This window comes from Mesorhizobium sp. M8A.F.Ca.ET.208.01.1.1, assembly GCF_004791315.1.
Lineage (GTDB): Bacteria > Pseudomonadota > Alphaproteobacteria > Rhizobiales > Rhizobiaceae > Mesorhizobium.
In genome coordinates this window covers 205,474-230,206 of the sequence record NZ_SRUT01000004.1, presented here as the reverse complement: position 1 = coordinate 230,206, position 24,733 = coordinate 205,474, and the positions used below count along the sequence as shown (strand labels likewise).

General features: G+C 64.1%; 18 protein-coding genes. 7 read left to right on the top strand and 11 right to left on the bottom strand.

What is annotated here, in order from left to right:
- Nucleotides 1-51: 51 nt before the first annotated feature.
- Nucleotides 52-678: a DUF1062 domain-containing protein gene (locus EN851_RS20570; protein WP_135929949.1), complete on the bottom strand. Its 627-nt coding sequence runs from the start codon at nt 676-678 to the stop codon at nt 52-54.
- 400 nt (nt 679-1,078) lie between these two features.
- Here EN851_RS20570 and EN851_RS20565 point away from each other — a divergent pair, with 400 nt between their 5' ends.
- Nucleotides 1,079-1,693, top strand: coding sequence for a LysE family translocator (locus EN851_RS20565; protein ID WP_127278719.1), 615 nt, complete (start codon nt 1,079-1,081; stop codon nt 1,691-1,693).
- Between the two features lie 9 nt (nt 1,694-1,702).
- Here the strand turns inward: EN851_RS20565 and EN851_RS20560 are convergent, their stop codons facing one another.
- The 3 genes from EN851_RS20560 to EN851_RS20550 form a co-directional block, all read right to left on the bottom strand.
- Nucleotides 1,703-2,029, bottom strand: a complete 327-nt coding sequence (locus EN851_RS20560) for a YciI family protein (protein ID WP_127278718.1) — start codon at nt 2,027-2,029, stop codon at nt 1,703-1,705.
- Between the two features lie 199 nt (nt 2,030-2,228).
- Nucleotides 2,229-4,049: an aromatic amino acid ammonia-lyase gene (locus EN851_RS20555; RefSeq protein ID WP_135929948.1), complete on the bottom strand. Its 1,821-nt coding sequence runs from the start codon at nt 4,047-4,049 to the stop codon at nt 2,229-2,231.
- 139 nt (nt 4,050-4,188) lie between these two features.
- Entirely contained in the window at nt 4,189-4,752 is a 564-nt protein-coding gene (locus tag EN851_RS20550; protein ID WP_135929947.1) for a peroxidase-related enzyme, read from the bottom strand.
- Nucleotides 4,753-4,889: 137 nt separating this feature from the next.
- Between EN851_RS20550 and EN851_RS20545 the strand changes: the two genes are divergently transcribed.
- Both EN851_RS20545 and EN851_RS20535 read left to right on the top strand, forming a co-directional pair.
- Entirely contained in the window at nt 4,890-9,677 is a 4,788-nt protein-coding gene (locus tag EN851_RS20545) for an NAD-glutamate dehydrogenase (protein ID WP_135929946.1), read from the top strand.
- Between the two features lie 274 nt (nt 9,678-9,951).
- Complete coding sequence (locus tag EN851_RS20535; RefSeq protein WP_135929945.1) at nt 9,952-11,331, top strand: MFS transporter; 1,380 nt, start codon at nt 9,952-9,954, stop codon at nt 11,329-11,331.
- A 118-nt stretch (nt 11,332-11,449) separates the two neighbouring features.
- Here EN851_RS20535 and purH read toward each other — a convergent pair whose 3' ends face one another.
- The 4 genes from purH to htpX all read right to left on the bottom strand — a co-directional run bounded on the left by purH (nt 11,450) and on the right by htpX (nt 17,448).
- Nucleotides 11,450-13,066: a bifunctional phosphoribosylaminoimidazolecarboxamide formyltransferase/IMP cyclohydrolase gene (purH, locus tag EN851_RS20530; protein ID WP_135929944.1), complete on the bottom strand. Its 1,617-nt coding sequence runs from the start codon at nt 13,064-13,066 to the stop codon at nt 11,450-11,452.
- A gap of 105 nt (nt 13,067-13,171) precedes the next feature.
- Complete coding sequence (locus EN851_RS20525; protein ID WP_135929943.1) at nt 13,172-14,896, bottom strand: heparinase II/III family protein; 1,725 nt, start codon at nt 14,894-14,896, stop codon at nt 13,172-13,174.
- Between the two features lie 147 nt (nt 14,897-15,043).
- On the bottom strand, nt 15,044-16,432 hold the full coding sequence (locus EN851_RS20520) for an RsmB/NOP family class I SAM-dependent RNA methyltransferase (RefSeq protein ID WP_189521902.1): 1,389 nt from the start codon (nt 16,430-16,432) through the stop codon (nt 15,044-15,046).
- Nucleotides 16,429-17,448 (bottom strand): zinc metalloprotease HtpX, encoded by a 1,020-nt coding sequence (htpX, locus tag EN851_RS20515; RefSeq protein ID WP_135916624.1) that lies wholly within the window; start codon nt 17,446-17,448, stop codon nt 16,429-16,431. The genes EN851_RS20520 and htpX overlap by 4 nt, the downstream gene beginning before the upstream one ends.
- 105 nt (nt 17,449-17,553) lie before the next feature.
- Between htpX and EN851_RS20510 the strand changes: the two genes are divergently transcribed.
- Nucleotides 17,554-17,772 (top strand): DUF1674 domain-containing protein, encoded by a 219-nt coding sequence (locus EN851_RS20510; protein WP_135929941.1) that lies wholly within the window; start codon nt 17,554-17,556, stop codon nt 17,770-17,772.
- A 60-nt stretch (nt 17,773-17,832) separates the two neighbouring features.
- Here the strand turns inward: EN851_RS20510 and EN851_RS20505 are convergent, their stop codons facing one another.
- Complete coding sequence (locus tag EN851_RS20505) at nt 17,833-18,498, bottom strand: HAD-IA family hydrolase (protein ID WP_127277741.1); 666 nt, start codon at nt 18,496-18,498, stop codon at nt 17,833-17,835.
- A gap of 165 nt (nt 18,499-18,663) precedes the next feature.
- Between EN851_RS20505 and EN851_RS20500 the strand changes: the two genes are divergently transcribed.
- The 3 genes from EN851_RS20500 to EN851_RS20490 all read left to right on the top strand — a co-directional run bounded on the left by EN851_RS20500 (nt 18,664) and on the right by EN851_RS20490 (nt 22,987).
- Nucleotides 18,664-19,533, top strand: a complete 870-nt coding sequence (locus EN851_RS20500; protein WP_127277740.1) for a transglutaminase family protein — start codon at nt 18,664-18,666, stop codon at nt 19,531-19,533.
- 346 nt (nt 19,534-19,879) lie between these two features.
- Nucleotides 19,880-21,358, top strand: a complete 1,479-nt coding sequence (locus EN851_RS20495) for a pilus assembly protein (protein WP_135929940.1) — start codon at nt 19,880-19,882, stop codon at nt 21,356-21,358.
- A gap of 360 nt (nt 21,359-21,718) precedes the next feature.
- Entirely contained in the window at nt 21,719-22,987 is a 1,269-nt protein-coding gene (locus EN851_RS20490; RefSeq protein ID WP_135863311.1) for a cyclopropane-fatty-acyl-phospholipid synthase family protein, read from the top strand.
- Nucleotides 22,988-23,009: 22 nt separating this feature from the next.
- Here EN851_RS20490 and EN851_RS20485 read toward each other — a convergent pair whose 3' ends face one another.
- Both EN851_RS20485 and EN851_RS20480 read right to left on the bottom strand, forming a co-directional pair.
- A complete protein-coding gene (locus tag EN851_RS20485) occupies nt 23,010-23,828 on the bottom strand; it encodes a sugar phosphate isomerase/epimerase family protein (RefSeq protein WP_135929939.1) in 819 nt (272 codons plus the stop codon).
- Nucleotides 23,829-23,984: 156 nt separating this feature from the next.
- Nucleotides 23,985-24,731, bottom strand: a complete 747-nt coding sequence (locus EN851_RS20480) for an MOSC domain-containing protein (protein WP_135929938.1) — start codon at nt 24,729-24,731, stop codon at nt 23,985-23,987.
- Nucleotides 24,732-24,733 lie beyond the last annotated feature (2 nt).

Here is a 24,733-nt window from a genome sequence, read left to right as displayed (position 1 = left end):
TTTTACGGAACTGACGGAAGGGGTGAGGCACATCGGTGCCTCACCCCTTTTTCATCCCCCAGCGGCCAGGATGATGGCCTGCCGATCTGGTTCGCTGGCAAGATTGACGCGGATCGTCGTCCCCTCGCGGGCTGGCTTGCGAAGGGCTTTGCCCCCCTCGGGATCAACGGCCAGCAGCCGTCGCTCCTCCAGCGCCTGGAGCCGCGATCGCGAGATGCCGAATTCGCTGGCCAGCAAGCGGTCGAGCCTCAGCGATATCGGCACTTCCAAACCCAGCCGGAGTTCCAGCGCCGTCGCGCTCTGCTTCATCCCGCCGATCACCTGTTTGCGCACGGCGGCATCAGGGAATTCCTCGACACGCCCAACCTGGTTGCGCAGGGCGACGATGTCGAAGGCATGGCGACGTGCCAGCTCCGGATCGTTGCTCTCGAGCGCCGCGAGAAGCGCCGACCCGATGTCACGGCGGTTGCAGCGTTCGAAAATGCCGAAATTCCAGGAATTGTCGCAGTCGACGCAACGATAGATCAGCCAGACGTCGATGCGCTTGCCATTGGCGTTGACGCGGAATTTCCCGCTGCAGCGATAGGCTTTCACGCCGCCGCAGCGATTGCAGTTGATCAATGGGCGCGGTGCGATTTTAGGCGCGATCGTCCAGTGGATGCGCAGGATAGAAGACATGCCGGTAAATCCTTCCCGTCGGGAAGTTCATCCGGTCGGCGATGTCGAGATGCCCGTGCGGGCGCGGCGTGGCGGGTGGCTGCGCAGATCGTGAAGTCGGGTGTCGCTGGGCGAAAAGCGCGCGACAGCGGTTCAGCAGTGCCAAACCGGTCTCGAACCGCCGCCCAGAGGAACACATGAAAAATGAAACAGGCACTGCTGATGCGGCGCCATGCAGGTGTGTCGGGGGAGTTGACGAGACCGGCGGTTACTGAGGCAAAGTGAAGCTCGAAATTGTTTCGCGGCGGCCCTTCTAGCGGCGTGACGCCGCGCGGACAAGCGTCATTTTGTCGGCGCTACCGCAGCTCGATGGCTTGCGCTAGTGTCAGGTTTCAAAGGTTGCCAGACAGAGACCCTCGCCATGCACCTCACCTCGCTGCTGATCTTCGCCGCCGCCTTGTTCGTGGCCGCCGGTTCGCCCGGTCCGTCGATCGCGGCACTTGTCGCGCGCGTCATTTCGAAGGGCTTTCGCGACGTGTTCCCGTTCCTGCTTGCCATGTGGATCGGCGAAGGCATCTGGCTTTCGCTGGCGGTGTTCGGGCTCGCCGTGGTGGCGCAGACCTTCCATCTCGCTTTCGTCGCGGTGAAATGGGCTGGCGTCGCCTATCTGGCCTACCTCGCCTGGAAGATGTGGACGGCGCCCGTCGACGCCAAGGAGGGCGAGATGCCGCGTGAAGACTCGCCGGCGAAGCTTTTCTTCGCCGGCATGGCTGTCACGCTCGGCAATCCCAAGATCATGATGTTCTACCTGGCGCTGTTGCCGACCATCATCGACCTCGCTTCGGTCAGTCTCGTCGGCTGGGTCGAACTGACGGCGACCATGGCGGTGGTGCTGATCGCCATCGATCTCGCCTGGGTGCTCGCCGCCTCGCAGGCACGCAAACTGCTCAGGAGCAAGCGCGCCATGAAGATCGCCAACCGCGTCAGCGCCACGACGATGGCCGGTGCCGCGGCGGCCATCGCGGCGCGCTCTTGAGGCGACCCGTCAGCCCATCATGTTGATGATGGGTGCGATCTCGACGTTGCAGTTTGGCATGGCCAGCATCGGGCAGCCCTTGGCCTTCTCGGCGGCTTCGTCGATATCCCTGGCCTCGATGATCGAGTAGCCGCCGGTCGGGTTGCTGCCGCCATTGTTTTCGACCTTGCCGCCGGGCAGCACCGTCTTCGACATGCCGACAGGATTGCCGCGCTCGACCACGGCCGAGCCGAGTTTTCCGAACCAGTCTGTCCAGGCGTCGGTCATCGCCTTTCGCTCGGAGTCGCTCGTCGGCATCTTGCCGGAGCCGTGATAGACGTAGAGAAACTTCGCCATGTTCTCCTCCCTTGATGAGCGGCATCGAACCGGCACGCGGTCATGCCGCATGCCGATCATCAGACCAAAATGACGAGTGGGCGACGAAAATACCCAATCGCTGATATTCGTGCTGCCGCGAGGTGATCGCCTTGCGCCCTCCTGCCATTCTGAAGGGTGGCGCGCCGGCTCCTGGAATACCGCCTTGCGGCAAGCTTCATCAGTTGGGCAGAACGCCGGCCGTCGGAAGTGAAGCACTCTTCGGGGCCAGCGGCCCGCCGGAATAGAATTTCGAAGCCGGGTTCTCCTGCATGAAATCGTAGGCGACCATGCCGAGCGGCCGCTTTTGCCGTTCCGATGCCGCCTGATGCCAGGGGATTACCTGGCGCAGCGCCTCGAGTGCCGCGGTTGGCGCTGCGCCGAATTTCCGCTGCGGGTTCTGCGCCTTGCGGATTTCCATCCAATAGCTTGCCGTCAACAGGTCCTGCGCCAGCAGGTGGAACGACACGTCGACCGCCTCGCGGGCGCGTTGCGTCTTGATGCGGGTTTGCGCTTCCAAGTCCTCGACGGTGGCGACGATCGCCTGGCCGTTCGGCGTCACCGGGGTGCCGAGGTCGGCCAGCTCCTGCCAGAGATCGGTCGGCAGATAACCGTCGAAGGTCGGGATGTCCTTGCGCTCTTCGGGCTTCAGCACATCGGCCGGCTTGACCACGGTGAAGAAGGGGTTGCGGAAGCGCTCGATGCGCTGCGCCACCGCGACGCCAAGATTGGTCAGCGAGATGGTGAAAGCCTCGACCTGATTGGCCATGGGATAGGGATCCCAGTTGGCGTTGGAGAAGATATAGCCGGACTTGCCGTTACTCAGCGGCCCGCCCTTGATGTAATATTTCATGAATTGCGGCGTGCTCAGCTCCGGCGAGCTCTGCGGCGTCAGGCCCGGCAGGATGGCCGGATTGTGATCCGACGAATTGATCGAAAGCAGCACGGATTGGCGCAGATCCGCCCAGGCATGCCAGGCCGAGCCCTGGCGCTGGCTGGAGGCGCGCATGCTTTCCGGGTCCTGGATGATGCGGGCCGGATCCTCGTCGAAGAGATAGCTGCCCTTGATCATGTCCATGATCCTCGCCGCGTCCCATGTCAGCCACGGGTAAGGCCGCATGGATTGCACCGGCACCGATATCGGCGTCACGCTGGAGTTCATGCCGTTGAGCCCCATGGCGTAGCTGAGGTCGGTCCATTCCAGAAGTTTTCGCGCGTCCTCGAGCAAGAGCACGGCTTGCGCCTGGGCATAGGCATTGGTGCTGATCAGCGCGGCCTGGTCGGCGGCGAAGGGTTCGAGCGGCTTCAGGCCGGCCTGGGAGAGGGCCTGGGAGGCGGGCATGCGTGTGCCGTTGAAATAGGCCTCGCCCTCGCCGACCATCGTCGCGCCGATATTGCCGAGTGTCGCGAGGTCGCCTTCGCCGAGCGTGCCGCGCGATTGCACCACCGGCGTCACCCGCTTGTTCAGCATGTCGACAAGCATATGCGTCAGCTGCGGGCTGGCGGCTTCGTAGGACATGGTGTTGGCGCGGATCGCCATGATCGCGCGCACCAGCGCTTCTTCCTGCAGTTCCGGCCCGTAGCCTCTGTTGACCCCGCCCTTGAAGCGGGCGAGCTGCTGCTCCTTGAGGAGCTTGCTGTTTTCCGGCGTCGTCGGATCGCCGGAGAAGATCACCGTTTCGCGCTGATCGCCGGCGCCACGGTTGAACCAGTAGATCGTGATACCTTCGGCCGCACCCTCGAGCAGCAGGCCATAGGCATCCGCCGAGCGCTGCAGCGCTTCCGGGCTAAGCTCGACCTTGGCGCCGTTGCGGGCGATGTCGATGACCTGATCGATAGTCAGGTCATGCCCGGTCAACGTTACTGTCTTGGCTGCCGCGGTCTCGAAAATGGGCTGATAGGTGGTCGCTGCCTCGAAGGCATGAGCGGGTGGGGTGGCGAGCGCCAGCGTCATGGTCAGGGCGCAGAGAAAAATCCGGGGTTTGGCAATTCGCTCAAGCATAAGGGCTCCCATTCTCGAAGCGTTAGCCTCGGGCACGAAGTTTCACCCCTCGGAAATTTTGTTTCCCGGAAAACTAACTGGCTGCATTCGCCTGTCAACGCTTGATGAGAGCAGGACTGACGGTGCAGCGCGCGTGGCCCTATCGCGCCATGGCGTGGTATTCGTCGTTGGGCCGCATGTCGATTGCCGCCGCGACGCGGTTCGACATGTTGAAGAAGGCCGCGGTCGACGCGATGTCCCAGATGTCGCGGTCGCTGAAGCCTGCCTGGCGCAGCGCCGCGCGGTCGGCCTCGACGATCCTGGCCGGTTCCTCGGTCAGCTTGACGGCGAATTCGAGCATCGCCGTTTGCTTCGGCGAAAGGTCGGCGGCGCGGAAATTCATCACCATCGTCTCGCCGAGCAAGGGGTCGCCCGAGAGCTGGCGCACCGCCGCGCCATGCGCGGTCAGGCAATAGTCGCAGTGGTTGATGGAGGAGACGGCGACGGCGATCATCTCGCGTTCCAGTTTCGACAGGCCGGATTCGCCCAGCATCAAATCATTGTACATGTCGGTAAAGGCGCGCAGCTTCTTGTCGTCGAAGGCATAGGCCCTGAGCACGTTGGGGACGAGGCCGAGCTTCTCCTCGCATTTGGCGAAATAGGTTTTTGTCGGTTCGCTCGGCTCTGCCGAGCCCAGGTCAAGCGCGGTGATTTTGCCGGTCATGGATCATTTCTCCTCGTCAGGCGATGCCTAGCCGCCGAATTCCGATAATTCTTGGCAAGCCGTCAAACCTTTGTCGCCAAACAGCGGTCATCTGCTACCATAGTCGCAAAAGCATGCGACGGGAGGGAAGAAGCGTCATGGCCAGCGTGAAGTCCGCAGCTAAGTCGAAGAAGAAGGCAACTGCGGCGAAGACGGAGGACAGACCGGCCAGGCTTGCCGACTATCTGCTCGCCCGCGCGCCGGCTGAGGATATCGCCGCCTATGACGTGGCCGACCTCGAGCGCGCCGCCGATCTCGCCGGCAAGGCGGTCGCCGGCCACAAAAAGGGTGAGTGCGTCGTCGCCGTCGAAGCCGATTCGGGCGTCGTTCGCGAAGGCCGCCCGGTGACGGTCATCACGGTCGTCAACGACAACATGCCGTTCCTGTTCGATTCCATCCTCGGCGAAGTCACGGAGACATCAGGGGGACCGACCCTGGTCACCCATCCGGTGATCACGGTTCGCCATGGCAAAACGGGTGTGGACGAAATCCTCGGCGACGGCAATTTCGCCAAGGACGACGGCAGCCACGACCGGCTGAGCGTGATCCATGTGCACATTCCCCGGTTGACGTCAGAACAGGCAAATGGCTTGACCGAGCGGTTGCGCAAGATGCTTGGCCAGGTCCACGCCGCGGTCAACGACTGGCGGCCGATGCTCGCCCGGCTCGATCAGGCCATCTCCGAATTCCGCTATTCTGCGGTGCCGCTCGACAAGAAGAGCGTCGCCGAGGCCATCGCCTTCCTGGAGTGGCTGCGCGACGACAATTTCACCTTCCTCGGCATGCGTGAATTCAAGTACACCGGCGGCGAGGAAAGCGGCAATCTGGAGCGCTCCGAAAAACCCGGCCTCGGCATCCTGACCGACCCGGACGTGCTGGTGCTGAGGCGCGGCACCGAGGCAGTGACGACGACACCGGAAATCCGCGCTTTCCTACATGGGCCGGAGCCGCTGATCGTCACCAAGGCCAATGCCAAGTCCTTGGTGCACCGGCGCATCTATCTCGACTATATCGGCGTCAAGACCTACACCGCCAAGGGCACCTTGGCGGGCGAACTGCGCATCGTCGGCCTGTTCACCTCGACCGCCTACACGCGCTCGGTGATGAAGATCCCGTATCTCAGGTCCAAGGCCGAAACCATCATCGCCAAGTCGGGCTTCGACCGGCACGATCACTCCGGCAAGGCGCTGATCAACGTGCTGGAAAGCTATCCGCGCGACGAGCTGTTCCAGGTGCCGGTGCCGATCCTGCGCAAGCATGCCGCTGCCATTCTCGGCCTGATCGAGCGGCCACGCGTGCGGGCGCTGGTGCGTGCCGACCAGTTCGACCGTTTCGTATCGATCCTCGTCTTCGTGCCGCGCGACCGTTACGACAGCGTCGTGCGCGAGAAGATCGGCGCCTATCTGAAAACCGTGTTCGAGGGCCGGCTGTCGGCCTATTACCCGGCCTTCCCGGAAGGTGGGCTGGCGCGTGTGCACTTCATCATCGGCCGCTCCGGCGGCAAGACGCCGAAGGTCGAGCAGGCGACGATCGAAGCGGCGATACGCGACATCGTGCGCACCTGGGAAGATGCGCTTGCCGATGCGGCCGAAGCCGACGGCAGCGACCCGGCGTTGAAAGCCATCGCCGCGCGGCTGCCGGAAAGCTACCGGGATTCGTTCAGCGCGGCGGTGGCGCTGGCCGATGCCGGGCGCATCGCCAAGATCAGCGCCAGCAATCCGATCGCCATCGACTATTACCGCCATACCGGGCAGAAACCGCAGCAGGCGGCGCTGAAAATCTATCACCATGGCAGTCCGGTGGCGTTGTCGCGGCGCGTTCCGGTGCTGGAGAACATCGGCTTCCGCGTCATCAGCGAGCGGACTTTCGCAGTCGGCGACCAAGCCTCCGGGATGGTCTTCATCCACGACATGGAGCTGGAGAACAGCTACGGCGCGCGAATAGACCTCGCCGATGGCGGCGCGCTGTTCGAGGACGCGTTCCTGTCGGTGTGGCGCGGCGACGTCGACAATGACGGCTATAATGGCCTTGCGCAAACCGCCGGCCTGTGGTCGGGCGAGATTACCATCCTGCGCGCCTATGGCCGCTATTTGCAGCAGGTCGGCATTCCGCAGAGCCAGGATTTCATCGCCGCCGCCCTCAACCGCTATCCCGAAATCGCGCGCGGCCTGCATGACCTGTTCATCGCCCGCCTCGGCCCGACGGCGGAAACGGAAGGCGTGGTGGCGGCCAAGCACCTCAAGGCCAAGATCAAGGATGCGCTCGAAGATGTCCCCAATATCGACGACGACACGATCATACGGCGCTACCTGAACCTGATCGAAGCCTCGCTGCGCACCAATCATTTCGTTGCCGATACGAAAGAGAAAGGCCAGTCGCTGGCGATCAAGCTCGAGTCGCAAGCGGTCGAGGGATTGCCGGCGCCGCGGCCATGGCGGGAAATCTTCGTCTACGGTTCCGAGGTCGAAGGCCTGCATCTGCGCTTCGGCCCGGTCGCACGCGGCGGCCTGCGCTGGTCGGACCGGGCCCAGGACTACCGCACCGAAGTGCTCGGCCTGGTCAAGGCGCAGCAGGTCAAGAACGCCGTCATCGTGCCGGTCGGTGCCAAGGGCGGCTTCTATCCCAAGAAACTGCCGATGAGCGCCGGACGCGACGCCATCTTCGAGGCCGGCACCTCCGCCTACAAGAACTTCGTCTCCAGCCTTTTGTCGATCACCGACAATATCGGGCTGGACGGTGTCATTCCGCCGGCCGGTGTCGTGCGCCGCGACCAGGACGATCCCTATTTCGTCGTCGCCGCCGACAAGGGCACGGCAACCTTCTCCGACACCGCCAACGCCATCTCGGAAAAGCATGGCTTCTGGCTCGATGATGCCTTCGCCAGCGGCGGTTCGGCCGGCTACGACCACAAGAAGATGGGCATCACCGCCAAGGGCGCCTGGGAAGCGGTCAAGCGGCATTTCCGCGAGATGAACCGCGACATCCAGACCTCGTCCTTCACCGTCGTCGGTGTCGGCGACATGTCGGGCGACGTGTTCGGCAACGGCATGCTGTTGTCGCCGAAGACGCGGCTGATCGCAGCCTTCGACCATCGCGACATCTTCATCGATCCCGATCCTGACATGGCTGCCTCGATGGCCGAGCGCGAGCGGATGTTCGCGTTGCCGCGTTCGAGCTGGCAGGACTATGACAAGACCAAGCTGTCGGAAGGCGGCGTCATCGTCTCGCGCAGCCAGAAGTCGATCACCTTGCCGGCTGCCGCGGCGACCGCGATCGGCCTCGCCAAGACGACCGCCACGCCGGTCGAGATCATGACCGCCATCCTCAAGGCGCCCGTCGATCTCCTGTGGTTCGGCGGCATCGGCACCTATCTCAGGGCATCGACCGAAACCAATGCCGAGGTCGGCGACCGCGCCAACGATGCCATCCGCATCACGGCGCTCGACGTCCGCGCCAAGGTGATCGGCGAGGGTGCCAATCTCGGCGTCACCCAGCGGGCACGCATCGAGTTCGGCATGAATGGCGGCCGCTGCAATTCCGACGCTATCGACAATTCGGGCGGCGTCAACTGCTCCGACGTCGAGGTCAACATCAAGATCGCGCTGGCGTCGGCCATGCGCAAGGGATCGCTGACGCGCCCGGCGCGCAACAAGCTGCTGGCCGAGATGACCGACGAGGTCGGCGGCCTGGTGTTGTCCAACAACTACCAGCAGACGCTGGCGCTTTCGATCGCCCGCAAGCGCGGCCTCGCCGACATCGCGCATCAAAGCCGCTTCATGACCGCGCTGGAGGCGCGTGGCCTGCTCGACCGCGTGGTCGAGACGCTGCCGTCGCCGGCGGCCCTTGCCGAGCGCGAGGCGCGCGGCGAGCCGCTGACCCGGGCCGAACTCGGCGTGCTGCTCGCCTATGCCAAGATCGTGCTGTTTTCCGACATCGTCGCCAGCGACGTGCCGGATGATGCGCATTTCGACCGCGACCTGATGGGCTATTTCCCGGACCGGATGGCGAAGAAATACGCTTCCGAGATTCATGGCCACCGGCTGCGCCGCGAGATCATCGCCCGAGTACTCGCCAACGATCTGGTCAATCGCGGCGGCCCATCCTTCGTCAACCGGCTGCAGGAAGCGACGGGGCGCACCGCCGCCGACGTGGTGCGCACCTTCGCCTTGGTGCGCGACGGCTTTGCGCTGCCGGCGCTCTATCGCGAGATCGACGCGCTGGATAACCAGATCGACGGCCAGGTGCAGCTCGATCTCTACCAGATGGTGAGCCGGCTTATCTATATGAGCAGCGGCTGGTATCTGAAGAACGATGCCGGCACGGCATCGCTTGGCCAACGCATCGCCGAACTGCAGGATGCACGCAAGGCGCTGGAGCCCAAACTGGTATCGCTGCTGCCGGCTTTTTCGCGCGAGCGGATCGAGGAGAAGCGGCACGGGCTGTTCAAGGCGGGCGCTCCGGAAAAGCTCGCCGAGCAGCTGGCGATGAGCGAGGCGGCGGAGCTCATTCCCGACATCGCGCTGACGGCGCGCACCGCCGGTGCCGATATCGTCGCGGCCGCCAAGGCGTTCTTCGCCGTCAGCGATGCCTTCCGCATCCCACGCGTCGAGGATGCGGCGCGCTCGATCACGCCATCGGACTATTATGATCAACTCGCTCTGTCCCGCGCCACCGACACGATCGGCGCGGCTCGACGCGGCATCGCGGTCGCCGCGCTCACCGGCCATGCCAAGGCGGCCGATCCGGTGGCGGCCTGGCTGGAAGCGGGCGGCGAGCGGGTGGCGCGCATCCGCGAACGGCTGCAGGCGTTGACCGAAGGCGGCGACATCACCGTGTCCCGGCTGTCGGTCGCGTCGGGACTGATGAGCGATCTGACGGGGATGTGAGCATCTCCGAAACGCCGGCGCCGCCCCTCATTGCCCTGCCGGGCATTTCTCCCCGCATAGTGACGGGGAGAAAGGGCTGGCCGCGGCCTCGGCGCCTTCTTTTGGGACGCTGGTGATTGGCGAAATCCGCAGTGACGGCGCCCCTCTCCCCGTCTCTATACGGGGAGAGGATGCCGGCAGGCAGGTGAGGGGCGGCACGAACATTTGCCAGTTTGCATGCCCATGAAAAACATGCAGACATGACGCCCGACGCGGGCGGGCCGGGGGAATCAGCATGGCGGCGGTAGAGACAGTGCAGCGGGCGTCGGGGCGCGGCATCTGGGGGTGGATGTTCTTCGACTGGGCGGCGCAGCCGTTCTTCACCGTCGTCACCACCTTCATTTTCGGACCGTATTTCGTCTCGCGCATGGCGAGCGACCCGACCGCCGGACAGGCGGCCTGGGGTTATGGTATCGCCGCGGCGGGGCTGGTCATCGCGATCCTGTCGCCCATCCTCGGTTCGATCGCCGACCAGACCGGGCCGCGCAAGCCGTGGATCGCCTTCTTCGCGACGATCAAGATCGTCAGCCTCACCCTGCTGTGGTTCGCCGCGCCCGGTTCGAACCTGTTCCTGGTCGTGCTGTTGTTCTCGCTGGCTTCGGTGGCGGCCGAGTTCTCGACCGTGTTCAACGATTCCATGATGCCGCGCCTGGTGCCGAAGGCCGAGATCGGCAGGATCTCCAACATGGCCTGGGGACTTGGCTATCTTGGCGGTATGATCGCGCTGATCTTCGTCGTCCTGTTCTTGGCAGGCAATCTGGAGACCGGCAAGACGCTTATCGGCATCGACCCGCTGTTCGGGCTCGATCCGAAGCTTGGCGAGGACGCGCGCTTCACCGGACCGATGTCGGCCGGCTGGTATTTCCTGTTCATCCTGCCGATGTTTTTCTTCACGCCCGACGCCGTCAAGGGCATCCCGATCGGGCCGGCGGTGCGCGAGGGCCTGTCGGAACTCAAGTCGACACTCGCCGAAGTGCGCAACCGCAGCGGCATCCTGCGCTTCCTCGCGGCGCGGATGATCTATCAGGACGGCGTCAACGCGCTGCTGGCGCTGGGCGGCACGTTCGCGGCCGGCATGTTCCACTGGTCGATCACCGAGATCGGCCTGTTCGGCATCATCCTCAACGTCGTCGCCATCTTCGGCTGCTGGATCGCGGCGCGGCTCGATACCGCGCTCGGCTCGAAGCACGTCGTGATGGTTGCGCTGGTCATGCTTTCGGTCGCCACCGTCGGCGTCGTCTCGACCGGACCGGGCTTCACACTGCTCGGCCTTATACCGCTGTCGACCGCCGATTCAGGCGGGCTGTTCGGCACGGCCGCGGAAAAGGCCTACATCCTGTACGGCTTGCTGATCGGCCTCGCCTTCGGTCCGGTGCAGGCCTCGTCGCGCTCCTACATGGCGCGCAGCGTCACCGCGGCCGAATCCGGGCGCTATTTCGGCATCTACGCGCTGGCCGGGCGGGCCACCAGCTTCCTGGCGCCGTTCATGGTGGCGACCATCACCACGCTCAGCGATTCGCCACGGCTCGGCATGGCCGCGATCATCCTGTTCCTCGGCATCGGCATGGCGATCCTGGTTGGAACGCCATATCCGGCGGATCGGCCGGTTGAGTAGAGATGCTTCGATAATTCACCCCACTGGCCGCCTGCCGCGATTTTCTGTGCTTCCGGTGCTCACGGACTTGAATGTCCGCTCCGCGAATTCTTGAAGCATCTCGGCGCCGTGCAGCAGCTCAATGCCGGAAATGCCGCACGCCTGTGAACACCATGGCGATGCCATGTTCATCCGCGGCGGCGATGACGTCGTCGTCGCGCATCGAACCGCCCGGCTGGATCACGGCCGTGGCACCGGCCTCGATGGCCGACAGCAGGCCGTCGGCGAAGGGGAAGAAGGCGTCCGAAGCGACCACCGAGCCCCTGGTCAGCGGCTCAGTCACCCCGGCGGCCTCCGCCGCGTCGAGCGCCTTGCGGGCGGCGATGCGTGAGGAATCGACGCGGCTCATCTGGCCGGCGCCGATGCCGACAGTGGCGCCGTCCCTGGCATAGACGATGGCGTTCGACTTGACGTGCTTGGCGACGCGGAAGGCGAATTTGAGGTCGGCCATTTCCGCTGGCGTCGGCGCGCGCTTCGTCACCACCCTCAGTTCGAGGTCGTCGACCACGGCGTTGTCTCGGCCCTGGACGAGCAGGCCGCCGGCGACGGACTTGACCGTCGTGCCTGCTGTACGCGGATCGGGCAGGCCGCCGGTGACCAGCAGGCGCAAATTCTTCTTGGCGGCGATGATTGCCGCGGCCTCGTCGGTGGCGTCGGGCGCGATGATCACCTCGGTGAAGGTTTTCACGATTTCCTGCGCCGCCTCGGCGTCGAGGGTGCGGTTCAAGGCGACGATGCCGCCGAAGGCCGAGACCGGGTCGCAGGCGAGCGCCTTGGCGTAGGCCGCCTTCAGCGACGCGCCCTCTGCGACGCCGCAGGGATTGGCGTGCTTGATGATGGCGACGGCGGCCGAGCGGTTGGGGTCGAACTCGCCGGCCAGTTCGAAGGCGGCGTCGGTGTCGTTGATGTTGTTGTAGGATAGCTGCTTGCCTTGCAGCTGCCGCGCCGTGGCGACGCCCGGCCGCTTGTCGCCATTGACATAGAAGCCGGCGCCCTGATGCGGGTTCTCGCCATAGCGCATGACTTCGGCCAGCCTGCCGCCGAAGGCGCGCCAGGTCGGATGCTCGATCTCCAGCGCCTCGGCGAACCAGCCCGAGATTGCCGCGTCATAGGTGGCGGTGCGGGCGAAGGCCTTGGCCGCCAGCTTCTTGCGGAAATCCAGCGACAGCGAGCCGATGTTCATCTCCAGCGCGTTGAGCACCGCGGCGTAGTCGCCGGGATCGGTGACGATGGCGACGTAGGCATGGTTCTTGGCCGAGGCGCGGATCATCGCCGGGCCGCCAATGTCGATATTCTCGACAATCGCCGCGTAGTCGGCGCCGGAGCGGCGGACTTCCTCGAAGGGATAAAGATTGGAGACGACGAGATCGATCGGCTCGATGCCATATTTGCGCATCGCCAATGCATGCTCGGGATCATCGCGCACGCCTAGCAGCGCGCCGTGCACCGACGGGTGCAGCGTCTTGACGCGGCCGTCCATGATCTCGGGAAAGCCGGTGAGCTCGGAGACGTCGCGTACCACCATGCCGGCCTCGGCGATCGCTTTTGCCGTGCCGCCAGTGGAGACCAGCTCGACGCCGGCCGCGGCCAGCGCCCTGGCAAAGTCGAGCATGCCGGTCTTGTCGAAGACAGACAGCAGCGCGCGGCGGACCGGAACGAGGTCGGGGGCGGGAATGTTCTTGGCAGGAACGGCCATGGGCTGGCGGCCTTTCAAGTCTGGAGGAGCAAGCCCGCGCCGTAGCACATGAGGCCCGGAAATCAAGCGTTCGCTTTTTCACGGCATGCCATTGCCGCCGCAAGCTCAGTTGTTTTCGGGATAACCGGTGATCTTTGTCCGCGTCAGCTGCCAATGGACTTCGGCAATTTCGGACGCCCTGAAAGCGAGCACGATCTGGCGGCTGCGGCGTGGACCGCCCAGACCGGCGAAATAGATCGATTCCTCCACCTCGGGCATCACTTCGCTGGAGGTGAACACCCAGATGTCGGCCTGATCGGCGGTCAGGATCAGCCGCTCCTGTTCGTCCTGCAGCAGATTGATGTCCGGATGGATGTGAAAACGCACGGTGATGAAATCGCGGCCGTTGTTGCGGACCGCGGCGTTGCCAGGTCGCTGGAACCGGTCCCGGCCCGCCAGCACATTGCCGTCCGAGGAGAGTTTCAGTTCACGCTCATGCAGGAAGCCGAAACGCTGGAGATAGCCATCATGACGGGCGATGAAGCCGTGGACGCCCTTCTGGTCGATGCGTTTGCACTGCACTTGCTGCGGGCCGCCGATTAGCGGTGAACCCAACTGGTCGTTGACCCGCAGCGCATGGGTGAAACGCGCCGAAGACGTGTCGTTGATGGTGGCTGTCGAATGCGCGGCGGTGGCGCGGGCCAGCGGCCTGAACTCGGCGGCGCCGTAGGTGTCGATGCCGGCATTGACGATGTAATGCTGGCGCCCGGACGACAGTTCGAAGGCGAGGCAGCCGGCATGGGCTGCATTGGACACGTCGACCGGCGGCGGCAGGCCGGTATCGGCGATGACGGTGGTGCCACCGATCGCCAGCCGCTCATAGCCCGAATGCGGCGCATGCAGCAGCGGCGAGCCGGCGGTGTCGTCGTGGCGCAGGATCGTGGCGATGCGGTCATGGATGGTGGCGCCCATGCCGTTGAAGCGGGCGAGGCTGCCGTCCTGATGGCGGAAGAAGCGCAGCGCCGGCAGCATGCGGTCGATGGCGCCGATCAGCGCCTGCGGCGGCGCTTCGGCCTGGTTGGCATAGGTCTGCCGCAGCGGCAGAAGGTCGGCGAGGATTTCCAGCACCGCCATCGGGTTGCGCGAGACATGGCCGCCGTCGGCAAGAATCTGGCGATTGAGTTCGTCGGCGAGGTTGCGGGTGGCGCCGCGCAGCGCCGAGGCCGGCGCCGGCAGGGACAGTGCGGCGAATGCCAGCGCGATGCGAGCGCGTAGCCGGTCCTTGCCGTCGGGCATTTCGCGCGCCATGGACTTGAGATAGCGGATCTGCATCGCCAGCGATTTCAGGAAGGCCCGGTAGAAGGGAAATTCGGCGCCCTGCAGCACGACGGAAGAATGCTGCAGCCAGGCGATGATGCGTTTGGCCGTCGTGCCTGGCTCCCAGGCAATGCCCGAAATATGGCTGCCATGCATGGTGATCCAGTCGGAAACGAGCGCGCGGGCGTTTGCCGCGGCCAGCTCCGTGCCGGCGGCGCGCATGTGGCGCAGCCAGCGGAAGCCATGCAGGGTCTTCTGCCAACCGTGATTGGCGACATTGATCTGGAAAGGGGATTTGCCGCCGGTCTCGACCAGATGGCCAGACAGGGGATAGCGGCCGTAATAGATCTCGAGTGCGATCTGCGGATCGGCGAGGCGCAGGTCAGGCGGCGCGATCAGGACGCGTTCGGGCGTGCGGCCGGAATAGCGCCAGCGATAGACCGGCCCGGCGCGCAGGCGCCGGCGTGTCTTGCGCCAGAACTCCTTCGCGACCAGCGTCCACAGACGCGTCGTGTTGCCGGCAGCAAGTGCCAAAAGCCCTCCTGGTCGTCCTCTACCCCGGCACAAGTTTACATGATTGAACGTAGCGTGCGAAGGCGAATTCCTGGCAACGGGTCCAGTTAACCCGGTCTTAACCCTGACTTGCCCTAAAAAAGTCAACAAATCCGGGCGGTTACACGCTTAGCCGGCGCGGCGCATACGCGCGGCGAAGAAGCCGTCCAGACCGGAGCGCTCCGGCGCGCCGAGGTCGAGGTCGGCGGGCGTGGTGCGCAGCGTGCCTTGCTGCGTCAGGAACGAATCGATGCCGGCGATCTCGCCCTGATGCAGCGGATCGTCAATGACCACAGCCGTGTCCTTGAGAAAGGAACGATGCAGTTCTTCACCTTCGAGCGGGTCGAGCGAGCAATTGGAAAAGATGATCCGGCCGCCGGGCCTGACCAGCGTGACGGCGCGGGCGAGCAGCCTGCGCTGCAGGTCGGCAAGTTTTTCGACGTCCGCCGCCGTCTTGGTCCACGGCACGTCGGGATGCCGCCGCACCGTGCCGGTCGAGGAACATGGTGCGTCGAGGAGCACGGCGTCGAACAACGCCGCCGGCTCGTATTTGAGCAGGTCTGCCTGGACGATTTCGGCGGACAGTCCGAGGCGGTCGAGGTTCTGCTCCAGCCGCGCAAGCCGGTTCTTCGAGGTATCGACGGCGGTGACCCTGGCGCCGGCCAGGATCAGCTGAGCTGTCTTGCCGCCGGGCGCGGCGCAGAGATCGGCGATGCGCAATCCGCCGACATCGCCGAACAGTCTTGCCGGCAAGCTGGCGGCCGCATCCTGGACCCACCAGGCGCCTTCGGCGAAGCCAGGCAGTTCGGTGACAGGGCCGGCAAGCTTCTCCACGCGCACCGTGCCGGTTGGCAGGACTATGCCGCCGAGCTTTTCGGCCCAGAGTTCGGCATCGGCCTTGACCGAGAAGTCGACCGGCGCCTCGTGGCGATGGGCGGCCAGGATCTGCCCAGCCTTCTCGGCGCCGCAGGCCGCCTTCAGCCGGTCGGAAAACCATTTCGGCGCTTCGTCGGTGGCGGCAAGCACTGCCGGAAGTTCGGCCTCCTTGGCGCGCGCGAGCGTGCGCAGCACGCCGTTGACCAGGCCGGAAAAACGCTGCGTGCGGGGGTCGGACTTGGCGTGCGTCACGGCGAGGTCGACGGCCGCGCTGTCGGGAATGTCGAGGAACAGGATCTGGGCCGCCGCCACATGCAGTATGTGCGACAAGGCGGTCGCGTTGGGCGGCAGCGGCTTTTCCAGGCGCCGCGCCAGCAATCCCGATATGGTCATGCGGTAACGCAGCGCGGTGACCAGTATGGCGCGCACCAGGCCACGGTCGCGCAAATCGAGCGCCTTGTATTGCGGATGGCCGTTCTCGTGGTCGGTCAGGCCATCAAGCGGCGTGCGGGCGTCGATGACGGCGGCCAGCAGCCGCGCCGCCGCCTTGCGCGCGGCAAGGCCGGCAACGAACTCGCCGCCGGCATTGTGTTCCTGATCGCCTGAAACCGTGCGTCGAGGTGCTCTGCCCGCCACGCTCACGACCACCGGCCCTTGGGTCCGGTCGGGTTACGGCCCCACGGATTGGATTTCGGGCTGGCCGGTTCGGCCTGTTGTTCCGGTTCGGCCGGCTTGCCCCACGGTCCGGCCGCCTGCGGCTCGTCCGCCCGCGGCGGCGTCTGTGTCTGGCGCTGCGTGGCCCGCGTAGCGCCATCGCCCATTTCGCGCGCCATCGCCTGCAGCGCGGCGATGCGGTTGTCGGTGCTCGGATGGGTGGAGAACAGACTGTCCATGCGCTCGCCATGCAGGGGGTTGATGATGAAGAGATGCGCCATCGCCGGATTGCGCTCGGCGTCGGGGTTGGGAATGCGTTCGGCCCCGCGGGCGATCTTGTCAAGCGCGGAGGCCAGCCACAGCGGGTGTCCACAGATTTCGGCGCCGCGCCGGTCGGCCTCATATTCGCGGGTGCGGCTGACCGCCATCTGCACGATCATGGCCGCGAAGGGCGCCACGATCATCGCCGCCAGCACGCCGACAAAGCCGAACGGATTGTTTTCGCGGTTGCCGCCGAGGAAAAAGGCGAAATTGCCGAGCATCGAGATGGCACCGGCAAAGGTGGCGACAATGGTCATGGTCAGCGTGTCGCGGTGCTGGACGTGGGCGAGCTCATGCGCCATCACGGCGGCGACCTCTTCGTGGGTCAGCCGCTGCAACAGGCCCGTCGAGGCGGCCACCGCCGCGTTCTGCGGGTTGCGGCCGGTGGCAAAGGCATTCGGCTGCGGATTGTCGATCAGATAGGTTTTCGGCATCGGCAGCCCGGCCTGCTTGGCCAGTGCCTGGACGATGGCGTAATATTCCGGCGCGTTCTTCTCGTCGACCTCGACGGCGCGGTTCATCGACAGCACCATCTTGTCGGCGTTCCAATAGCTGAACAGATTGGTACCGGCGGCGACCACCAGCGCGACCATCATGCCGCCCGAGCCGCCGATCAAAAAGCCGACGCCCATGAACAGCGCCGTCATGGCGGCGAGAAGCATGGCGGTGCGAATGGTGTTCATCGTCTGCTCCTGTCGCGATGGTGGTGAAAAAGGGTCGATCCTTGCGAGGTCATCGCTATATGATGGGAAACGCCTGTTCCTGTTTCAATCCGCGGGAAATATCGCATGAACGACGAAACCAGTAAAACGCCCGCCGGCGATGGCAATGCGTTGCGGAAAGATCTGACGCCAGCCGCCCGCCGCGCGTTGGCGGAAGCCGACGCACGACGCACCGACTATCTCGCCCAGGAAGCCGCCCTGCCGAAAGAGATCGGTGGCCGTGGCGGCAAGGAGCCCGGCCGCTATGGCGACTGGGAGATCAAAGGCCTGACCAGCGACTTTTAGGGTGTGTCGATACTCAGCTGAGGCCGGCCTGCGAATCTCGCCATACCTGGTGCGCCCAGACTAAGCGGCACTACGCTGTGGCTCGAGCGCCAGCCAGCCTTGCTCGTCGACCGTGAGGCCGACCATATCATAGGCCGATATCGCGGCATGCGGGGTCTGCAGCGCGTGCTGGTGCGTGGCGTTGATCACCATGACCGAAGCGCCCGCCGCCTCGGCCGCCGCAATGCCGGCCGGCGCATCCTCGAACACCAGACAATCGCGCGCGTCGAAGCCAAGCCGTCTCGCGCCGAGCTGGAAGCAATCGGGCGCCGGCTTGCCGCGGGAGACATCCTCCGCCGCGACGAGGACCGCTGGGACAGGAATGCCGGCGACCTTCATGCGTGCAAGCGCCAGCGAGCGTGGCGCCGAGGTTACGATCGCCCAGCGCTCCGGTGGCAGCGAATTGAGGAACGCAACGGCGCCGGCGATCTGGAGAATGCCATCCAGATCGGCCGCTTCCGCCTTCAGGAGCAGGTCGGCTTCGTGCGTCGGATCGACGCCCGGGAGCGCCAGGGCGGTGATGGTCTCGATCGCCCGCACGCCATGGATGGTCGGCAGGAAGGCGGCGACGTCGAGGCCGTGACGTCGTGCCCAATCACTCCATACCCGCTCCGCCGAGGCGATGGAATTGATGAGCGTGCCGTCCATGTCAAAGAGAAAGGCGGCGAATTTCTTGCCTGGGTACATGATTTTCCTTGGATTGCGGGGTGTGCCTTGGGGAAGAGCGCAACCGTATCTTCCAGGCGCCGGCATGGAAAGGCGCGAGAACGCCTTTTCGGACGGTCCAGGGAACCACCATCCCCCAACCGCGTTTCAGCCACACTATCTCCATGACCATCGAAGGGGGACGCGATGCTGATACGGCTCGGCTACGAAATCGCCATTGAATGCACAGAGCCGACGCCGGTGATTTCGCTGCTCGAGATTCACCGGGACAGGCAGGCCGATATCAAGCGGCAGACGCGGGTGCTGACGTCGCCTTCGGTGCCGACTCGGCTCTACCATGACCTGCACGGCAATGCCTGCCGCCGCTTCACTGCCCCCGCCGGCGGCTTTCGCATCCTCTACGACGCGGTGATCGAGGACAGCGGCGAGACGGACGAGATCAATACGCTGGCCAGGGAAATGCCGGTCGCCGAATTGCCCGACGAGGTGCTCGGCTATCTCCTCGGCAGCCGCTATTGCGAGACAGATCATTTGAGCAATCTCGCCTGGCAGCTTTTCGGCCATCTTCCCTCCGGCTGGGCGCGGGTACAGGCAATCGTCGATTATGTCCACAACCGGCTGTCTTTCGGCTACGGCTATGCGCGTTCGACTCGCACCGCCGCGCAGGCGCACGAGGAACGTGTCGGAGTGTGCCGCGACTTCGCCCATCTGGCGATCACGCTTTGCCGTTGCATGAACATTCCGGCGCGCTACGTGAACGGCTATCTCGGCGACATCGGCGTGCCGGCCGATCCGGCGCCGATGGATTTTTCAGCCTGGATGGAAGCATTCCTCGACGGCAAGTGGTACACGTTCGATCCGCGCCATAACCGGCCCAGGATTGGTCGCGTCGTCATCGCGCGCGGCCGCGATGCCACCGACGTTCCCTTGCTGCACAGTTTCGGCCCGCACCGGCTTACCTTGTTCAAGGTATGGACCTACGAGCAGGAAGGCAGGCTGTTCAATCCACCCCACCACGGTATCGACAGGACGGCCAGCGCACAGATGCTGGCCTAGGCATGTCGATATTCGGATGAGGCGGCCTGCAATTGCCTCACCTGAATCTCAACACAGCTGTCCTGGTACAGTTGACCCGTTGCGGCACAGAGACGCTGTTCCGCAACAAGACGTCGCCGCACACCCCACGAGGTCTTTGGTCTCGCATGGTAAGCGTCCGGTAAACGCGCGCGCGAATACAGTCCGACGTTTACCGGTCATTCACCTTCCTGCGCTGTGAAAATCCAACAAAAACAATGTTTTGCTGGCGAACTCCTGGTCTGCGGTCCGATCGCCGCGTCATCCGGCTGGAATCCTGCACTGCCCTGTTCGCGGCGACGAGGCCGAGGCAAGCGGAGGCTGTTGGATGCGGAATTACGGGGGTCTTGTTCACGCGGTCGGCGAGTTGGCCAGGGATCGCGGTGGAAATTTCGCGGTCCTGTTCGGCTTTGCCGCCTCGGTCTTGGCGCTGGTCGCGGGCTTTTCGGTCAATGTGACCCAGCTCTACAATGCCAAATCGAGCCTGCAGGGCGTGGTCGATGCGGCTGTAACATCGACGGCGCGTGACCTGACCACCGGTGCCATCAAGGAAGCCGACGCCAACAAATCCGTGCAGGCTTTTCTGGAAGCCAACAGCACGGCGGGCATGCTGCACGCCGGCCAGATCGTGCTCGACAAGCTGATCGTCGACAGGACCGCCAATACGGTCCAGGCGGATGCCCACGTCGATGTCGGCCTCTATTTCCCGTTGTTCAGCACCGGTGCCATGCAGCGCGTCGGCGCTTCCACCACAGCGCTCTATTCCGACAAGCAGATAGAGGTGGCCATGATGCTCGACATAACGGGATCGATGGCCAAACGGGGCAACGTCAACAAGATCGGCGACCTGAAAGCAGCTGCGCGAAATGCCGTCCAGACGATGCTCGAGAACCAGGACTCGAAGAACCCCCGCGTTCGTGTCGCGATTGTGCCTTATGCATCTGGCGTGAACGCCGGCAAACTGGCGGAGAACGTCTATGCCGAAAAGCAAGGGAGTTCTGAGCTGCCACCCGTCGCCGGCAGTTCGCTTCTGGTTGCCAAGACGGGCAAAAATCTGCTGCCGTCCTTCAGCGACTACATCTCCATTGTTGGTGCGGCCATGCCGCGCCCGGATAATTGCGCTACGGAGCGCAAGAACAAAAACGGCGACGCGGATTTGAGCGCCGACGGCCCAGACACTGTTCGCACAGACAGGAACGGCAAGAAATATTATGCCCTGGTCAATCGGGATGATCATCTCGGCGGCGAAGGAATGAACAGGTGTCCTGACGCGCAAGTGATCCCGCTGACCGCGGATTCCGATGCATTGCTTGATTCGATCGACGACTTCCGGGCCGGTGGTTATACAGCCGGCGCAATCGCCATTCAGTGGACCTATTATATGCTGTCGCCGCAATGGCGCAGCGCGATCAAGAATGCCGGCCTCGGCAACGGCGCTTCGAATGCCAATGGAAAGAAGATTGCCAAGGTCGCAATCCTGATGACCGATGGCCAGTTCAATACGGCCTTCGCGGGTGCCGCCGGGAGCTACAACAGCCAGGGTAACCTTGCGCGCGGCAATGCTGAAACGCTGTGCGGCAACATGAAAAATGACGGCATCGAGATTTTCACCATCGGCTTCGACCTGAACGATAAGGACATGTCGGCAACCGAGCGGGACCAGGCAAAGGCGGTGCTAAAGGATTGTTCGTCGAAAGACTCCTCCGCCACCGAGAAACATTATTTCGAGGTGTCCACCGGAAGTGAATTGGACGATGCCTTTCAGGAAATCATCCGCAACACCGAAAAGGTCATACTGACCCAATAATCCGCGAAAAGGAAAAGGCCGCCGCTTCTTTCGAAGCCGGCGGCCTTCCGTGTTTCCGTCCATGGCGCGGCTCAATGGCGGTGACGTTCACGTCACCCGCCGCGCATCTCGCGCCTTAACGGGAAGACTGCTTCCCGAAAGTGCAATCCGCTGAGGCCACGTTCTGGAAAACGAAATCACTCGACATCGGATCACCTCCTTTCAGTTCGTTGAACACACCTTCATGATGGGGTGCGTTGCAGCAAATGACAAGTGCCCTGCTGAAAAAGGCGTCCTTGCCGGAAGATGGCGCCGCATGCTCCGGCTTGCGATCCAGGTCTTAAACGGACAAGATTGAGCCATCGACCGCGGGGGAAGGACATGGACGCCACCGAAAGAGCGGCGCGCATCGTTAGAACGGTAGTCGAGGCGGTGAAACCCAGCTTCGCGGTCAGGCTGTGGACAGGTGAGCGGATCGGCCCCGCCACCGGCCCCGTGCTGATCATCAACGACCACGACATTGTCTGGCAGATCGTTCGCCGACCGTCCCTGTCGACCCTTATCGAGATGTGGATTTCCAAGGCAGTCGACATCGAAGACGGATCGCTGTTCGATTTCTATGCCCTGCCTTCGACGGGCAAGCTGCGGCCGAAGCTGAAGACTTTGCCGAAACGGGCGCTTCTGCGTGACTTGCCGGCGGTGTTGTTTTCGAGAAAGCAGATGACGTCGCGGGTAGATCTCGCCGGTCGCAACCCGTTCGTCAGCGGCTCCAGCAAGGAGGCGATCCAGCATCACTATGATATCTCGAATGCCTTCTATGGGCTCTTTCTCGACGAGCGCATGGTCTATAGCTGCGGGTATTTCCAGGATTTCGCAAACGGCATCGACGAGGCGCAGGTCGACAAGCTCGACCATATCTGCCGCAAGCTTCGGCTGAAACCCGGTGAAAGATTGCTCGATATCGGCTGCGGCTGGGGCGCGATGCTGATCCACGCCGCGAAAAATTATGGTGTCGTCGGACACGGCGTTTCGCTGTCGCAAGCCCAGACCTCGCTAGCCCGCGAGCGCATTCGCGCCGAGGGTCTGGAGGACAAGATCACCATCGAGATAAAGTCCTACGCGGAGCTGACCGGCACCTTCGACAAGATATCGTCCATCGGTATGTTCGAACATCTAGGCCTGGCAAACCATGCAGCCTACTTCTCCGCCGTCCACCGGCTGCTGAAGCCGGGCGGCATCTATCTGCATCACGCCATCACAAGGCGCAGCAAGGGCGACATCAAGAAGACCCTGCGCAAGGGGCCGGAATACAAGGCACTGATCAAATACATCTTCCCGGGTGGCGAGCTGGACACGATCGGCATGACGCTGGGCAATCTCGAAGCACACGGCTTCCTCGTCTACGATGTCGAGAATTTGCGCGAGCACTATGCCCGCACCTGCAGGCTGTGGGCCGAGCGTCTGCAGGCGCGGTTCGGCGAGGCGATCGCCGAGGTCGGCGAAGCCAAGGCGCGGCTGTGGCTGCTTTACCTGAGCGGTTGCTCCATCACCTTCGAACGCGCCTCGGCTCAGATATTCCAGACCGTCGCCACAAAGCGCGCGCGGGGTCCAAGTGGCTTGCCGCCGACGCGGGCGGATCTCTACCGGTAGCGCGGCGCGCCGAGCTCGGGCTTTATTCGGCGATGCCGAGCGAGGCGATATAGGCCGCCGAAGCCGGTATCCGGGACTTGTCCCTGATCTCGATGATGAGGCGCGGATTGCTTTCGAGCCTGGCGAGCGCGGCAAAGATAGAACGCCATTGGATCGTGCCTTCGCCGAGGCTCCAATGACGATCGGCGTAGCCGTCGGCATCCTGCAGATGGACATGCTGCAGGCGGTTGCCGGCGGCGCGCACAAAGTAGTCCACCGGCGGAGCGCCGGTCGAGCCATGGGCATAGTAGGCGTGGCCGGTGTCGATGGAGACCGCGACCGCGGGCGACTTGAAGCTGTCGGCCAAGGCCACGCGGATGTGCGGATCCTTGTCCTCAATGTTTTCGAGCACCATGGTGCAGCCGATGTCTTCGGCCCGCTTGACGGCGTCGCGCAGTGTCAGGTGGCAGTACTCGGTGATTTTTTCGCGCTCGCCGGGATTGTTGTCGAGGTTGTTGTAGGACCAGGTCGTGTAGGGGCTATGGACGACCATGTGCGTCGCGCCGACGGCGGCGCAGACATCGAGACCTTGCAGCAGGCGTTTGCCGACGACGCCGCGGATATCGGGGTCCTGCGAGGCGATGGTGAAGCCCCAGAAAGGTCCGTGAATCCCGAGCCGCCCCTTGTGGCCGTCGAGAAGCTTTCTGGCGCGGGCGGCGAGCGGTGCCCAGTCGCCGTTAAGAACGCTGGCCTCGGCGAAGCTTTGCAATTCGAGGTCACGCTGCTTTTCGAAAAGCCAGTCGCGGTGGATCTCGAGGTCGTCCAGGGTCATGGCCGCGCCAAGGATGGGCAGGGAAGTCATAGGCACTCCGATTGGTGGGATCTGAAATTGGCGGACGACGGAAGCGGCAAGGCGAGCCGCGCCAGCTGTATGGCGCGGTTTTCTGTCATGCGTATTACAGGCAGCGTGAAGAAGGGGGGCCACATCTCTATCGCACCAGGGCGGCGCGCTACGGGGCTATGCCGCCACGAAACGCATCGGCGCACCGATATCGACACGGCCGGGTTGGTCGACGGTGCAATAGACGCCGAGATTGTGGGCGTTGTAACGCACCAGGTTGCGCAGGATGCCGGGATCGTTATCGAAACCGTCCTGGGTAATGATGGTGAAGCCGCAGCGGCGGCACGGCTCGGAGATGGTCAAGACGAGGTCGCCGATGGCGAGCTTGCGGCCGATCCATTCGGTTTCGGGAAACGAGCCGTCGACTGGAGCCATGTCGACGACGATGTTGGGGCGGAAGCGGCGCGGATCGGCGGCACCATCGGGATGCAGTGCCTTCAGCCGCGCCAGCGAGGCCGTGGTCAGGAGATGGATCGGCGCCTTCTTGTAGCGCGCCTGCGTCAGCGGGCCGGCATAGGCGGGCGGGGCGTTCTCGCGGCCGAACGGTCGAATCGAGGCGGCAAAGCCAAGATAGTTCGACACCGCGCGGTCGCATTCGGGGCCTGGCGCGCTGAGCCAGTCGCCGCCGGGAACGGCGATTTCCAGGACGCGATCATGGCTCAACCGGGTCCTGATGCGCGGCACCTTGTGCCACTTGGCGTCACGATCGGGCCGGGCGATCTCGTTGTCCGACGTATCGACGAGGCCGAACATACGGTCGCCCTCGATACTGTCGGTGCCGACCGCGATCGCCTCCAGCCGCTCGCCGGCGAGCGAACTCGCCGGATAGCGCCAGAGTTCGGCAACGCAGCCGATCGCGGCCATGG

What these genes read in the sequence shown, in the direction of transcription:
- EN851_RS20570 (WP_135929949.1), bottom strand. Translation starts at nt 678, where the DNA reads ATGTCTTCTATCCTGCGCATCCACTGGACGATCGCGCCTAAAATCGCA.
- EN851_RS20565 (WP_127278719.1), top strand. Translation starts at nt 1,079, where the DNA reads ATGCACCTCACCTCGCTGCTGATCTTCGCCGCCGCCTTGTTCGTGGCC.
- EN851_RS20560 (WP_127278718.1), bottom strand. Translation starts at nt 2,029, where the DNA reads ATGGCGAAGTTTCTCTACGTCTATCACGGCTCCGGCAAGATGCCGACG.
- EN851_RS20555 (WP_135929948.1), bottom strand. Translation starts at nt 4,049, where the DNA reads ATGCTTGAGCGAATTGCCAAACCCCGGATTTTTCTCTGCGCCCTGACC.
- EN851_RS20550 (WP_135929947.1), bottom strand. Translation starts at nt 4,752, where the DNA reads ATGACCGGCAAAATCACCGCGCTTGACCTGGGCTCGGCAGAGCCGAGC.
- EN851_RS20545 (WP_135929946.1), top strand. Translation starts at nt 4,890, where the DNA reads ATGGCCAGCGTGAAGTCCGCAGCTAAGTCGAAGAAGAAGGCAACTGCG.
- EN851_RS20535 (WP_135929945.1), top strand. Translation starts at nt 9,952, where the DNA reads ATGGCGGCGGTAGAGACAGTGCAGCGGGCGTCGGGGCGCGGCATCTGG.
- purH (WP_135929944.1), bottom strand. Translation starts at nt 13,066, where the DNA reads ATGGCCGTTCCTGCCAAGAACATTCCCGCCCCCGACCTCGTTCCGGTC.
- htpX (WP_135916624.1), bottom strand. Translation starts at nt 17,448, where the DNA reads ATGAACACCATTCGCACCGCCATGCTTCTCGCCGCCATGACGGCGCTG.
- EN851_RS20510 (WP_135929941.1), top strand. Translation starts at nt 17,554, where the DNA reads ATGAACGACGAAACCAGTAAAACGCCCGCCGGCGATGGCAATGCGTTG.
- EN851_RS20505 (WP_127277741.1), bottom strand. Translation starts at nt 18,498, where the DNA reads ATGTACCCAGGCAAGAAATTCGCCGCCTTTCTCTTTGACATGGACGGC.
- EN851_RS20500 (WP_127277740.1), top strand. Translation starts at nt 18,664, where the DNA reads ATGCTGATACGGCTCGGCTACGAAATCGCCATTGAATGCACAGAGCCG.
- EN851_RS20495 (WP_135929940.1), top strand. Translation starts at nt 19,880, where the DNA reads ATGCGGAATTACGGGGGTCTTGTTCACGCGGTCGGCGAGTTGGCCAGG.
- EN851_RS20490 (WP_135863311.1), top strand. Translation starts at nt 21,719, where the DNA reads ATGGACGCCACCGAAAGAGCGGCGCGCATCGTTAGAACGGTAGTCGAG.
- EN851_RS20485 (WP_135929939.1), bottom strand. Translation starts at nt 23,828, where the DNA reads ATGACTTCCCTGCCCATCCTTGGCGCGGCCATGACCCTGGACGACCTC.
- EN851_RS20480 (WP_135929938.1), bottom strand. Translation starts at nt 24,731, where the DNA reads ATGGCCGCGATCGGCTGCGTTGCCGAACTCTGGCGCTATCCGGCGAGT.